This is a genomic window from Nocardia sp. NPDC005978 (assembly GCF_040614455.1).
In the GTDB taxonomy this organism is placed as follows: domain Bacteria; phylum Actinomycetota; class Actinomycetes; order Mycobacteriales; family Mycobacteriaceae; genus Nocardia.
Map to the genome: position 1 here is coordinate 166,519 of NZ_JBEXUS010000001.1, position 12,552 is coordinate 179,070.

A 12,552-nucleotide genomic window follows, 5' to 3' on the forward strand; every position below is an offset into this window, starting at 1 on the left:
CCTGAACGAGGTGCGTGGTGAATCGACAATCGCTCTCCCTGGCCGGAATTCGGCGCTCGGCGCTGACGGCCGCCGTGGTCTGTGTGCTCACGGCCGCGTCCATCGGCGCGGCCGCGGCCGATACCCCCGAGACGCAGGTACCCATCGATACCTGTCCCGCGCTGTACGCGCTCGGCATTCAGGGCACGGGTGAGTCCTCACCGGATGCGGCGGTGACCACCGATACCGGCATGCTGTCGGCGGTGTTCCGGCCGATGATGTCCGGTGCGGGCGAGCACGGCCTGGTGGATCGCGCGTATGTACCGTACGAGGCGTCCTTCGGCGGTGCGATGCTCACCGGCACCGGGACGACGCCGTACATGCAATCGATCAGCGGCGGCCTGGATCGGCTGAAGTCCATGGCCAAGCAGGTGGTCGAGCGGTGCTCGAACACTCGCATCGCGCTGGCCGGGTATTCGCAGGGCGCGCATATCGCCTCGCTGTTCGCCCAGGAGGTCGGGGCGGGCAAGGGCGTGGTCTCGGCCGACAAGATCGCCGCGGTGGCGCTGTTCGGTGATCCGACGCGCAATGCCGGGGCGGCGCTGTTCCCCGGCAAGCCCGGGCAGACCGTGCCCGATGCCGCGCCCGGCACCAGTGGTGAAGAGGTGAAGGGGCTTTCGTCGCCGCCGCAGTCCTCCGAACCCGCCGTGGGCTCGGGCATCGGGTCCGCGGGTGCGGCGCAGGCCGGTTTCGGCACGCTCGCGGGGCGCGTGGCCAATTTCTGCAGCACCGGCGATCTGGCGTGCGATGCGCCCAATGCCGCGCCGCTGGTGCGGGTGGTCGCCAATATCGCTTCGCAGGTGGAGCTTTCGGGCGGAGATCCCATCGCTTCGCTGCGCTCGATCGCGGAGGCGGTGGCGTTCACCTCGATCAAGACGTTCACCGAGGTGGTGAACAACGATATCTCCGGCACGTCGCTGACCGATCTGTCGATCACGCCGCAGAAGTCGATCTCCCAGCGCGTGGCCGAGGCCTCGGATCCGCGCAATACCTCCGTGGACATTCCCGGCGCCATCCAGGCGCTGGTCAAGATTGGCACCATTGCCTTCAATTCCGTTGTGTCCGTTGTCCGCACGGTGCTGACCGCGACCAATATCGCCGAGATCGCCACCGCCGGGCTGGCCAATCCGCTGGCGGGACTGGCGGTGCTGGGCACCAAGGTGCTCGGCGCGGTCGCGAATCTGGTGCCGCCCACCACGATCAGCAAGTTGACCGGCCAAGCGTTCACCGCGCTGGTGCAGAACGTGACCGACAACAAGGATCTGCTCGATGTCACCACCTGGGTGAAGTACTGGAATACCGCTCGCAAGCACGATTACGCCAATGCCGAGGGTTCGGGCTTCGGCGAGAGCCCGGCCGCCTACGTCGGGCACTGGTTCGCCGCGACCGCCGTCGATCTGTCCAAGACCGCGCCCGCGGGCAGCGTGCCGTCCGGTGGCAGTGACAAGCCCGCGCTGGGACTGAATTTCGCGCCGAGCACCACGGTCACCACCACCGCTCCCGGTGGCGGCCAGTTCCCGCTGGGCGGTGACGCGCCGAGCACCAGCGCCGGACCGACCACCTCGGGCGCGCCCGCCACCGGATACCCCCTGTTCTCCGCTCCCGAACCGCAGGTGACCCGATGAGCGCCCCCGGCGCCGGCGATGCGCAATCGGCACGCGAGCGGCGGGCCGCGCGAGACGATGACGAGTACACCGGGGACTGGTCCGACTGGATCGCGCCCGAGCCCGCGCCGAAGCACGCGGCCGCCGGTCAGCGGGTGGATGACGCGTACGAGGACTACGCGGACGAGTACGAGGACGACGACTATTACGACGATCCCCCGCCGCGCCGGCGGCTGGGGTCGCCGCAGCGGCGCACACCGCTGACCGCGCGCGGGCGGGAGCCGTACTCGCGTCAGCAGTGGATGGTGCCGCTGCTGGGTGTGCTGGCGGTGCTGGCCATCACCGCCGCGGTCGCGGTGCAGTTCGCCAAGGCGACCGGCCCCGAACCGAGCCGGGCCATGCCCACCCTCGAGCCCGCGCCCACCACGATCACCTCGATGCAACCGGCCGCGGCGGGCGCACCCGACCTGTGCCCGAACGAGGCGGTGGGCACGCATGTGCGCGGGAACGGACCCGGATCCACCCATTCGGGGCCGGATGTCATTCTCGCGCTACAGAACCGCTACTACACCGAGCGCAACGGTCAGCGGGTACGGGAGATGTTCGTGCCGGACTCGCCCACCACGCCCACGGCCGAGGCGATCCAGGCCGGGATCGACAGCATTCCGGCGGGCACCACCTACTGCGTGCAGATCATGCCCGGGCCGTTCGCGAGCCAGCACGTCATGGTGGTGACCGAGACGCACCCGGACAAGAGCCGGAAGGTGTGGCCCGCACAGCTCGTGCTCACCACCGCGATCGGGGATCGCACGCTGGTCTCGGCGGTGCTGCCGTACACCGAGGGGGACACCACGCCCCGGTAGATCCGCCACGCGCGCACCGGCTTCCGGGGGCTGCCACGCCGAGGGCGACATGTCCGGATTTCGGGCGTTTTGGTGGTTCGGCAGCTCATCGGCTAATGTTTTCCCAGCACGACGGAGGGGCCCAGGCCCCGAAGACGCGTAAGCGGATGTAGCGCAGTGGTAGCGCATCACCTTGCCAAGGTGAGGGTCGCGAGTTCGAATCTCGTCATCCGCTCTCAATCTGAAGTTCGCCTCACGAAGGACGAATGTTCCTCCCGCGCAATAGATCTCGCGCACATTCCCGGGCATGTCCACCGCCTTTCGCGGTATCTTTCCAGGGTGACCCCCACGCTCAGCGCCTTCTACGACACTGTGCTCGCCCAGATCAGCAATCCCACCCCGGAGACACCCCCGGTGGCCGACAAGCTCATGAAGCTCGTCCGGTACTTCACGTGGTTCATCCTGCTGTCCGGCGTTATGGCCATCACCTACGCGGGCGGTCGCTTCGCCTGGGAGAAGTGGTCCGGCGGCGGCCTGGCCTCGCCCAAGATGGTCGCGGGCGCCATGATCGGCGGGGTGATCGCCACCAGCGCCGGAACGATCATGAACGCGGCGATCGGATAACCGGCTCACCTCCCGCGCTCTGTCGGCCCCCGCGGTTACGCTCTGTTCAGGCTCGGTCGAACAGACTGGCGAACAACGGTAGGGGCCGCGGTGGGCAGTAGTGAGCGCGACAGTACGTCCTTCGGACTCGAGGACGTCAACGAGGCCCTGTCCGCACTGACCATCGATGCTGCCGTCGAACGACCGCGCGACGGCGCGGTCATCACCTGCCGTCTGGGCCTGGACGGCGAGAATCCCGAAACCCTCACCCTGCTGGGCGCCCGCTTCGGCGTCTCCCGAGACCGGGCCCGGCAGCTCTACACCCGCGCCATCGGCCAGATGATCCGCCAGCACCAGGCCACCGGCGATACCGATCTGAGCGTCTTCGCCGAGCGCTATCCCGTGGGCTGGGGCGATGAGCGCCTGGTGCGCACGCTGCTGGCCGAAACCTATGCCACCGATACCGACATCGTCGCCCAGGACTGGGCGTACCTGAAACTGCGCCTGGCCGGGCACGAACTGCAGGACGCGAAACGCGTGGCGGGCTTCGTGTTTCAGCGCATCGCCGGCTGGCAGCAGAAGGGCCGCTGGCATCTGCTGCCGCCGCAGCAGCGCGAGGAGATTCCGGCCGACATCTGGAATCCGTGGCTGCGCCGGGTGGAATGGGCCGAGGGCTCCCCCGCCGAACTGCCCGGGACCGCCGCGCGCACCCTGGATCTGGACGATGACGGGCGCGGGCACATGTACTCCGAGAAGCTCGGGCGGGAAACGACTTTCGACACCGGGCTGCAGGCGCGGCTGTTCCGGCAGCTGGACGGCAGCGAGCGGGTCGAGACGTTCCAGGAGTATCCCGCCGAATTGGCCTACGACATCGACGGCAGTGAACGGCTGCACCATCCCGCCGCGGTGGCGCGGTTCACCGACGGACGCGTGGTGCTGATCGACGTGATCCCGCTGGGGCACACGGCATTCCACGCGAGCCGGGCCAAGGCCGCCGCCGGGCGGGCGTACGCGCACGCGCACAACTGGGGGTGGGTGGTGTGGACCGGGGGCGATCAGGGCGTGGCCGAGTTGACCACGCGCAAGGTCGCCACCCGGCACGAGAACCTGCTGCGCAATCGCCTGGCCGAAGGTCCGCTGTCCTGGGCGGAGTTGAGCGGCTACCGCGCGGACACCGGTATGGAGTTGCTGGATCTGGCCGCACTCACCCTGCGCCACGGCTGGCGCTGGGATCGCGGGCCGTTCAAACTCTCCCGGAGCTGAGGGCGCCCGGCGAACACGCCGCGGCTCAACCCGGTTGGGCCGGGCCACCCGGATACTGCCGGGCTTGCGCCGCGCGTGGGTGAGGTTCGGGCTACGCGGCGGGTTCCGGGCGCGCGGCGGGGGCCGGGCGCTCGGGCGCAAGAGCTACGTCGTCGAGAACCTCGGTGGGCGGGCCGGCACTCACGGCATCCGGTGGGGTGACGCGCAGTGACTCGCGCAGGGTCGCGCGGCGGATCTTCTGGGACGGGGTCAGGGGAAGGGTCGTCACGAAGATGAAGCGGCGCAGGTGAGTCCACTCCCCCAGGCGGTCCGTGACCGCGCGGCGGAGCTCCGCGGCGAGGTCGGGGGCCAGGGACGATGAGCCGGGGCGCTGGACCACGAAGGCCACGGGTACCTGCGTGCAGAGCGGGTCGGGGGCGGCGACGACCGCGCAGCGTTCGACCTGCGGGTGGGCGGCGAGGATCTCTTCCACATCCAGGGCGGACAGGCTCTCGCCGCCGACGTTGATGATGTCGTCGGTGCGGCCGGTGATCCACAGGTAGCCGTCCGCGTCGAGATAGCCCGCGTCCGAGGTGTCGTAGTAGCCGGGGAAGCGTTTGAGGTAGGTGGCGACGAAACGGTCGTCATCGTGCCAGAGGGTGCGCACCGCGCCCGGGGGCAGCGGCAGCTTCAGCACCACGTTGCCCGGGACCCCGTGCGGCCGTACGCGTCCGGAGTCGTCGAGGATCTCGACTCGGCAGCCGGGCAGCGGACGGGTGACCGAGCCCGGCTTGCCGGGCAGCAGGCCCGCGCCCAGGGTGTTGGCCGCCAGCGGCCAGCCCGCCTCGGTCTGCCACCAGTTGTCGATGACGGGGCAGTCGAAGGTCCGCTCGGCCCAGTCCAGCAGGCCGGGCTCGACGCGTTCACTGGCCAGGAAGACGCCCCGGAGACCACCGTGCGCGTTCGCCGATTCGGGGTGCGGCGCACGGCGGATGCGGCGCAGCGTCATCGGCGTCGTCGACAGGACGCTGACGCCGTGTTCGGCGATGATCCTGGCGAAGGCGCCCGCGTCGGGGGTGTCGGTGGGCGAGCCCTCGTACAGCAGGGTGGTGCAGCCGCTGACCAGTGCGCCGTAGACGGTGAAGGAGTGTCCCATCACCCAGCCGGGGTGCGAGTCGGTCCAGAACACGTCACCGGGGCCGACGCCGAAGACATCGCGCACGGCCCAGCGCAGCCCGGCGAGATAGCCGCCCGTATCCCGCACCACCGCTTTGGGTTTGCCGGTGGAGCCGGAGGTGTAGAGCAGGTAGAGCGGGTGACCGGATTCGACCGGGATCGGGGCGCGGGCGGTGGCCACGGCCATGAGCTGGGACCAATCCAGATCACGCGGGGTCAGCCCGATCGGGGCCTCCGGGCGCTGCAGCACCACGCAGTGCCGGGGCTGGTGGGCCGAATGCGCCAGGGCAGCGTCCACGGTCGATTTGTAGGGCGTGGGATCGCGGGTCTCGAAACCCGCTGAGGCCGTGAGGATCACGCCGGGGGTGGAGTGTTCGATCCGATCGCGCAGCACCGACTCCGGCACGGCGGGGACCACGACATGGGTGATGCCGCGCCGGGCGCAGGCCAGCATGGCGACGATGGTCTGCGGTACGGCGGGCATGTGGATCAGGACGGTGTCGCCGGTACGGACCCGCAGATCGTCCAGCACGCCGGCGAAACGCGCCACCTCGTGCAGCAGCCGCCGATAGGTGATGGTCTGTGCGGCGCCCGTGCGCGGACTGTCGAACACGATGGCCGCGGTGTCGCCCCGGCCCTCGAGGACGTGGCGGTCCACGCAGTTCTCCGCGGCGTTGAGGTAGCCGCCGGGGAACCAGCGCTGAAAGGGCGCGTTATCGCTGTCCAGCACGGCATTCCAGCGACGAGTCCACACGAGCTCACCGGCCTGATCCGCCCAGAAACGCTCCGGATTCTCCGCCCACGACTGATACACGGTGTCGAACATGATGAAACATTAATGTTTCATAAGCTTTGCCGAGGGGTATATCCCAACAGGTGAGAGCCAAACACCCTCATTCCCAGCGTCTTCCGGAATGCCAACGCCGGAAGACGCTGCCGGGCAGGGTGATCGAACGCGGCGAATCGGTCAGACGATGACCAGGCCGGCCGCGATGAAGGTGACGATGATCAGCAGGGCGAACCAGCTGATCAACTGCCAGTGCTGAATCGCCGCCTTCTGACCCGCCACGGTGATGCGCAGGGTGGCGTCCACGCGGTTGTGGTCGGCCAGTTTGCGGCGCGCCTGAGCCAGATCATCGGCCTGCTGCTGAGCGGAGAGTTCGGCGCGTTCGAGGCGATGGGTCAGGCGCAGCAGCTGTTTCGCCTTGTCGCGGGTGGCCTTTCGCGCCACGGCCAGGGCGGTGCGCTGATTCATGAGCTCCTGGCGCTGACGCGCGATGACCGTCGCCTGTGTCCGCGTGTGCCGTTCCCAGTCGGTCACCGTCGCCCACCCTCCCGTGTGCTCGTCACGGAAGCCGTAGGCGAGCTCTTCCGCGACCCAGTCGCTGATGAAATCTCGCAGCTCGCAAGCGGATTGGTCGGGCGACACCACGCCGCCCGGGCCGGCCACCAGCATGCCGCCCACCGTACGGTAGTCGCATGCCTCGGGGGCGAAGTCGTCCAGGGCCAGGGCGGGCAGCTGGGTGATCCACCAGCCCGGCGGGCAGATCCACACGATCTCGGTGCACCCGCTGGTGCGCAGCGCGGCGGTGACCGCGCGGGCGCGCGCCAGCTCGGGGGCGGAGGTCGTGATCTCGATGGCGCAGACACGATCGCCCTTGCGCCACAGCACATCCGGGGTGGAGGTGCCGATGGACACATCGACCTGCGCGTCGACTCCGGCCGTCGCCAGCCGGCTGCGCAGCCAGTACTTGAAGCGCTGGGCGTCCCAGCGACACGCCGCGCACCCAGGCTCGCGGCAGCGGTCTTCCGGCGCGTGACCGCGCGAATCAGCCCCGGCGGTCTTCGGATTCGGGTCCGGATCAGCGAGAGCCACCGATCGACCAGGTGGAACTTCCACTCGCCTCGTACTCACACGATCACCGCCCCAGCCACTTCATCATGAACCGCTTCCGTAGTGCCCGGAAACCACCGGTCCACGCCTGACATCAAGAGTGCAGCAGCACCGGTGTACTCGGTCGGTAAAGCGACCATATTCGTTACCCAACCGCGAGCGCGGCGTGATCAAGTGCCGAACGGACTGTTATCGCCACCCGGGATGCCGCCGATCGTTGCCGTCGCTACTCTTTCCGGATGATTCACCCGCTCACCCCCGGCCCGCAACTGCGGGGCGCTCGCGCCGCGAACTCGGCGGCCTTCGCGCTACAGGGATTCTTCCTGGCCGTGGTGCTCACCGAACTGCCGCAGCAGCGCGATCTGTTCGGGCTCACCGACAAAGATATCGTAGCCGCGGTCGCCCTGATCTCGCTGCTGGCCGGTGGCGGCAGCATCGCCGCGGAGAAGCTGGCGGTGTACCGATCGAGCCGGGCCGCGCTGCGCCTGGGCCTGCTGCTGATCGCGGCCTCCGGTGTGGGCGTGGCCTTCGCGCCGAACCGGATCGTGCTGTTCGCCGCGCTGGGGGTGTACGGCGTGGCGGTGGGCATCGTCGACGCCGGAACCAATATGCAGGCGGTGTTCATCCAGCACGGCTACGGCCGGTTCGTGCTGTCCTCGTTCTACGCCGCCTGGAGTGCGGGCGCGATCACCGGCGCGCTGTGCGTCTCGGTCTTCGAATCACTCGGGCTGTCGCTGCGGGTGTCGGTGCTGATCGCGGCCGCGATCGTGCTGGCGGTGACGCTCGCGACCGGGCCGCGATTGCTGCCGGCGGCCGCGGCCGAGTCCGGTCCCGCCGAAACCGACACCGCCGCACCGGTTCCCACGCGCCTGTTCCTGGCCTTCGGCATCGTGCTGGCGCTGGCCTTCGCGATCGACTTCGCCGTCGGCAACTGGTCGGCGCTGTTCCTGACCGATGTGCTGGCGGCCTCGTCGTCCACCGCCGCACTGGCTTTGGCCGCCTATCAGGGCGCCTCGCTGGTGGGGCGGCTCACCGGCGACCTGCTGGTCCGGCGCTACGGGCCGCGCGCGGTCGTGCGGGTGGCCTCGATCATCGGCTCGATCGGACTGGCGGTGGCGGTGGCCGCGCCCGGTCCGGCCGTGGCCATCGCCGGGTTCCTCGTCGCCGGCATCGGGTTGCCGCTCATCGCGCCACTGTGTTTCAGCGAAGCGGGCCGGCTCACCAGCGGCCGCGGACTGGACTCGGTGATCGCGCGGCTCAACCTGTTCAACTACGCCGGCACGCTGGTGGGCGGGGTCGTCGTGGGCGCGCTGGCCGCGGCCACCGACCTGCGCGGCGGCTTCGGGGCGACGCTGCTGTTCGCGCTGATTCTCATCGCCTGCGCGCAGGTCTTCCACGCCCGCGCCACAGTGACCGCCGCGCCCGCGCTACCGGAAACAGGGCGTGCTTCACTGGACAAGTGAGCAACTTTCCAGTGACCGTCGAACGGGCCGATATCCCGGATGCCGCCGAGCTGGGCGAGGTCGCCGCCGCCACCTTTCCCCTGGCCTGCCCGCCGGAATCCACCCAGGCCGACATCGCCGCCTTCATCGAGCAGTGGCTCTCGGCCGAACGATTCCGCGAGTACCTGAAGGACCCCGCTCGAATCGTGCTCCGGGCCGTGTCCGACGGAGACATCGTCGGCTACGCACTGCTCAACGCCGGCGAGCCCGCCGATCCGGACGTGGCCGCGGTGATCGAGACACGCCCGGTGACCGAGCTGAGCAAGATGTACGTGCTGCCCGGTCACCACGGCAACGGCGTCGCCGCCGCACTCATGACCGCGGCACTGGAGGCCGCGCGCGCGGACGGCAGCGCCGCGGTCTGGCTGGGCGTGAATCAGCAGAACGCCCGCGCCCAGCGGTTTTACGGCAAACACGGCTTCGTTGTCGCGGGCACCAAAACCTTTCTCGTCGGCTCCCAGCGGCATCACGACTACGTCATGCAGCGGAGTTTCTGACCGCGCCCGCGTCCAATTCCAGTCGCCTGCCCCGGAATCGGGCACACATGCGCCGGTCGTGGGTGACCAGCACGACCGCGCCCGGGTAGCCCGCCAGCGCCCGCTCCAGGTCTTCGACCAGGGCCGGGGACAGGTGGTTGGTCGGCTCGTCCAGCAGCAGCAGATCCGCGGGATCGCTGACCAGGCGCGCCAATTCGATGCGCCGGCGCTGGCCGTAGGACAGCTCCTCGAGGCGCAACGCCAGCTCCGCCGGACGGAACAGGCCCAGCGACAGCAGCTCCTCGGCGTACTCGTCGGCGCAGCCGAGGCGGCCGTCCGCGTACGCCTCGAGCACCGTGCGCCGCGGTGGCCACGGCGATTCGTCCTGCCGCAGGTGGCCCACCCGGCCGTGCACGGTCACCGCGCCGCCGTCCGGTGCGAGTTCGCCGGCCAGCAGGCGCAGCAGCGTGGTCTTGCCCGCGCCGTTGGGCCCGGTCACCAGCAGCCGGTCGGCCGCGCCCAGGCGCAGGCCGTCCAGGAACAGCCTGCCGTCCACCCGGACCCGATCGAGCTCGGCCACCACCGCCGCGGCGGACTCCCCCGCCGCCATCGGCTCCGCGCCGAAACGCAGCGGATCCGGCGGCGGGGCAACAGGTTCGGCGTTCAGGCGGCTCACCCGCTCCTTGGCATTGCGCACCCGGGACATGGCCCCGTGAGCGCGCCCGCGCGCCCGGAACGGACCGGCCGCGAAGTTCGCCAGCGGCAGTTTTCGGGGAATCGCCGCCAGCCGAGCCACATTCGACTCCGCCAGGCGGCGATTGCGAGCCAGCTCGGCCCGCCACCGGTCGTGCTCGAACTGCCGCCTGCGGCGTTCGGCGGCCTTGGCGGTCAGGTACCCCGCGTAGCCGTTGCCGTGCCGGGAGACCCGGCCCGCCTCCACCTCGAACACCACCGAGGTGATGCGTTCGAGGAAGACGCGATCGTGGGTGACCGCGACGACGGTGCCGCGATGAGCCCGCAGTTCGCGCTCGAGCCACTCCACCGCCGCGAGGTCGAGATCGTTGGTGGGTTCGTCGAGCAGCAGCAGTTCCGGGGCGGAGGCGAGCGTGCCCGCCAGCGCCAGCCGCCGCCGCTCGCCGCCGGACAGCGTGCCCAGCGGTCGATCTCGGTCCAGACCCGGCAGGCCGAGCCCGGTCAGCGCCGCCTCGACGCGTAGTTCGGCTTCATAGCCGCCGCGCGCTTCGAAGCGGGCGACCAGCTCCTCGTAGCGCTCGAGGCGTTTGCCGAGTGCCCCCGGTGCGACCAGGGCCGCTTCGGCGGCACGGAGACGGTTTTCGAGTTCACGGAGCTCCTGGAGGGACAGATCGATGGCGTCGGCCACGGTGGCCGTCGGCGGCAGGGTCAGGGTCTGCGCCAAATAACCTGTCCCGCCCGGGGATTGGACGATCACGTCGCCGTTGTCGGGGAGTTCGCGACCGGCGATCAGCCGGAGCAGGGTCGACTTCCCGGATCCGTTGTCACCGACAACGCCGATCTTGTCGCCGGGCCGGACGGACAGGGTGACCGCGTCGAGCACGATGCGGTCGTCGTAGCGCTTGGTGACGCCGGAGAGGGTGAGTTGCGCGGTGCGCATGGCAAGCTCCTGTTCCCGGCGCGGTGCGGCGCCGGATCGCTGAGAGAACCCGCACGAAAAGCGAACGCCCGGTGCTGAATACCCGAGTGGTCGAATCATCGACCGATCGAAGACACGAGCGGCGAAGGGCACGGGGTGAACAAACGCGGCGGAGCAAAGCTCAACGCGGCGTGGCGATTACAGCGAAACGAAGAACAAATGCATGAGGTGTACGAAGCTAGCGAAGTCGCGTCCGGGTCGTCAACCCCTTTTTCGAACGCGCTCGGCAACCCCCGAGTTGACATGTTTTGCCTGTTCAGTCGAGACTGAACAGGTCGTGTCTCCGACACAGCCCGGTTCGGCGGAAGGAAGGCTCCACCCATGACCAGCGCAGCCTCGGAACCGCACGAGGGTCCCGCCCCCACCGAAGCGCAGCTGGCCTTCGTCGAGGATTTCGCGCTCGTGCTCGAGCGCATGGGTCTGGTGCGCATGGCCGGGCGGGCGGCGGGATGGCTACTGGTCTGCAATCCGCCCGAGCAGACGTTCAATCAGATCACCGACGCGCTGCGGGCGTCCAAGGGCTCGATCTCCAGCGCGCTCAAGACCCTCACCACCATGGGCTGGGTCGACAAGGCCACCAAACCGGGTAATCGGCGCGACTACTACACCATTCGGCCGGCCATCCTGCCCGAGCTCACCCGCCAGCAGACCGGCATGTACGCCGGGCTCACCGCCATGACCCAGCGCGGGCTCGAGCTGTTCGACGATCCGCGCGGCGAGCAGGCGGCCCGAGTCCGGGACATGCACGAGTTCTTCGTGTGGATGGCCCGGGAGATGCCCGCCCTGCTCGACCGCTGGGACAGCGAGCGCCGCCCCTAGCCCGCCGCGGGCGGCCCGCCACCGCCGAGCAGGTGCACGATCGAACTCACGTACGCCTCCAGGCGCTCGCGCGGGTAGCCCTCGGGATCACTGATCGCCAGACCGCCCAGCATTTCCGCCACGGCGAGCAGGGAGTTGGCCAGCAGGGCGGAATCCATTGCCGCCCACCGCTGATCGAGTGCCGCCCCCATGCGGATGAGCGCCTCGGCCTGATCGAAGATGCCGGTGCGCGAACTGCGCAGGGCCGCGTGATACTCCTGCGGCGCGGCGCCGGGGCCGGCCAGGATCAGTCGCCAGCGGGTCGGATTCTCCAGCACCACACCGACGAACGCCGCGACTGTGCGCGAGGCGACCCGCACCGGATCCGCGCCCAGCAGATCGGTGGGCAGCGTGTCGACCACCTGATCCAGGCCACGCTCGAGTTCGCGTTCCACCAGCGCCTCCACCAACTCGGCGCGCGTCTTGAACACGGTGTACAGCACCGGCTTTCCGACGCCGGCCTCCTGCGCGACCGCTTCCATGCTGAGTTCGTGCAACCCCGCGCGGCTCAGCACCGCGAAGGCCGCGTCGAGCAGTTGCGCACGCCGCTCGTGCGGTGGCAGCCGCGGTGCGTAACGACGCCGCGGCCGTTCCGCCGTGTGTGAATCGGTCACCCTCATCCCGCTTTCGACTGGTCGATTGAC

At 69.6% G+C, this 12,552-nt stretch carries 11 protein-coding genes and 1 tRNA gene; 8 read left to right on the top strand and 4 right to left on the bottom strand.

The window, feature by feature from the left end:
* The first annotated feature begins 17 nt into the window (after positions 1-17).
* The 5 genes from ABZ319_RS00810 to ABZ319_RS00830 all read left to right on the top strand — a co-directional run bounded on the left by ABZ319_RS00810 (position 18) and on the right by ABZ319_RS00830 (position 4,351).
* Complete coding sequence (locus ABZ319_RS00810; protein ID WP_354984177.1) at positions 18-1,664, top strand: cutinase family protein; 1,647 nt, start codon at positions 18-20, stop codon at positions 1,662-1,664.
* A complete protein-coding gene (locus ABZ319_RS00815; protein ID WP_354984178.1) occupies positions 1,661-2,506 on the top strand; it encodes a hypothetical protein in 846 nt (281 codons plus the stop codon). Before ABZ319_RS00810 ends, ABZ319_RS00815 begins: the two co-directional genes overlap by 4 nt.
* Positions 2,507-2,648: 142 nt before the next feature.
* Positions 2,649-2,720, top strand: a tRNA-Gly gene (locus ABZ319_RS00820).
* 104 nt (positions 2,721-2,824) lie between these two features.
* A complete protein-coding gene (locus ABZ319_RS00825) occupies positions 2,825-3,109 on the top strand; it encodes a hypothetical protein (protein ID WP_354984179.1) in 285 nt (94 codons plus the stop codon).
* 90 nt (positions 3,110-3,199) lie between these two features.
* The gene (locus ABZ319_RS00830) at positions 3,200-4,351 is read left to right on the top strand and encodes a hypothetical protein (RefSeq protein ID WP_354984180.1); all 1,152 of its coding nucleotides are present in this window, start codon (positions 3,200-3,202) and stop codon (positions 4,349-4,351) included.
* A gap of 91 nt (positions 4,352-4,442) precedes the next feature.
* Here ABZ319_RS00830 and ABZ319_RS00835 read toward each other — a convergent pair whose 3' ends face one another.
* Both ABZ319_RS00835 and ABZ319_RS00840 read right to left on the bottom strand, forming a co-directional pair.
* Positions 4,443-6,332 (bottom strand): AMP-binding protein, encoded by a 1,890-nt coding sequence (locus tag ABZ319_RS00835; RefSeq protein WP_354984181.1) that lies wholly within the window; start codon positions 6,330-6,332, stop codon positions 4,443-4,445.
* 141 nt (positions 6,333-6,473) lie between these two features.
* Positions 6,474-7,382: a hypothetical protein gene (locus ABZ319_RS00840; protein ID WP_354984182.1), complete on the bottom strand. Its 909-nt coding sequence runs from the start codon at positions 7,380-7,382 to the stop codon at positions 6,474-6,476.
* Positions 7,383-7,639: 257 nt separating this feature from the next.
* Here ABZ319_RS00840 and ABZ319_RS00845 point away from each other — a divergent pair, with 257 nt between their 5' ends.
* Together ABZ319_RS00845 and ABZ319_RS00850 are read left to right on the top strand one after the other, a co-directional pair.
* Complete coding sequence (locus tag ABZ319_RS00845; RefSeq protein ID WP_354984183.1) at positions 7,640-8,863, top strand: MFS transporter; 1,224 nt, start codon at positions 7,640-7,642, stop codon at positions 8,861-8,863.
* The gene (locus ABZ319_RS00850; protein WP_354984184.1) at positions 8,860-9,399 is read left to right on the top strand and encodes a GNAT family N-acetyltransferase; all 540 of its coding nucleotides are present in this window, start codon (positions 8,860-8,862) and stop codon (positions 9,397-9,399) included. The genes ABZ319_RS00845 and ABZ319_RS00850 overlap by 4 nt, the downstream gene beginning before the upstream one ends.
* Here ABZ319_RS00850 and ABZ319_RS00855 read toward each other — a convergent pair.
* Positions 9,380-11,011, bottom strand: coding sequence for a TlrC/CarA/OleB/SrmB family ABC-F type ribosomal protection protein (locus tag ABZ319_RS00855; RefSeq protein WP_354984185.1), 1,632 nt, complete (start codon positions 11,009-11,011; stop codon positions 9,380-9,382). The genes ABZ319_RS00850 and ABZ319_RS00855 overlap by 20 nt on opposite strands.
* 360 nt (positions 11,012-11,371) lie before the next feature.
* Between ABZ319_RS00855 and ABZ319_RS00860 the strand changes: the two genes are divergently transcribed.
* Positions 11,372-11,869 carry a winged helix DNA-binding protein gene (locus ABZ319_RS00860; RefSeq protein ID WP_354984186.1) on the top strand — a complete coding sequence of 166 codons (498 nt, stop codon included), beginning with the start codon at positions 11,372-11,374 and terminating at the stop codon, positions 11,867-11,869.
* On the opposite strand, the gene ABZ319_RS00865 is transcribed toward ABZ319_RS00860, so the two are convergent.
* Positions 11,866-12,522: a helix-turn-helix domain-containing protein gene (locus tag ABZ319_RS00865; RefSeq protein WP_354984187.1), complete on the bottom strand. Its 657-nt coding sequence runs from the start codon at positions 12,520-12,522 to the stop codon at positions 11,866-11,868. The genes ABZ319_RS00860 and ABZ319_RS00865 overlap by 4 nt on opposite strands.
* Between the last annotated feature and the right edge of the window lie 30 nt (positions 12,523-12,552).

Bases quoted from the DNA above. Each gene is read 5' to 3' on its own strand.
- ABZ319_RS00845 (WP_354984183.1), top strand. From the start codon at position 7,640: ATGATTCACCCGCTCACCCCCGGCCCGCAACTGCGGGGCGCTCGCGCC.
- ABZ319_RS00815 (WP_354984178.1), top strand. From the start codon at position 1,661: ATGAGCGCCCCCGGCGCCGGCGATGCGCAATCGGCACGCGAGCGGCGG.
- ABZ319_RS00860 (WP_354984186.1), top strand. From the start codon at position 11,372: ATGACCAGCGCAGCCTCGGAACCGCACGAGGGTCCCGCCCCCACCGAA.
- ABZ319_RS00835 (WP_354984181.1), bottom strand. From the start codon at position 6,332: ATGTTCGACACCGTGTATCAGTCGTGGGCGGAGAATCCGGAGCGTTTC.
- ABZ319_RS00855 (WP_354984185.1), bottom strand. From the start codon at position 11,011: ATGCGCACCGCGCAACTCACCCTCTCCGGCGTCACCAAGCGCTACGAC.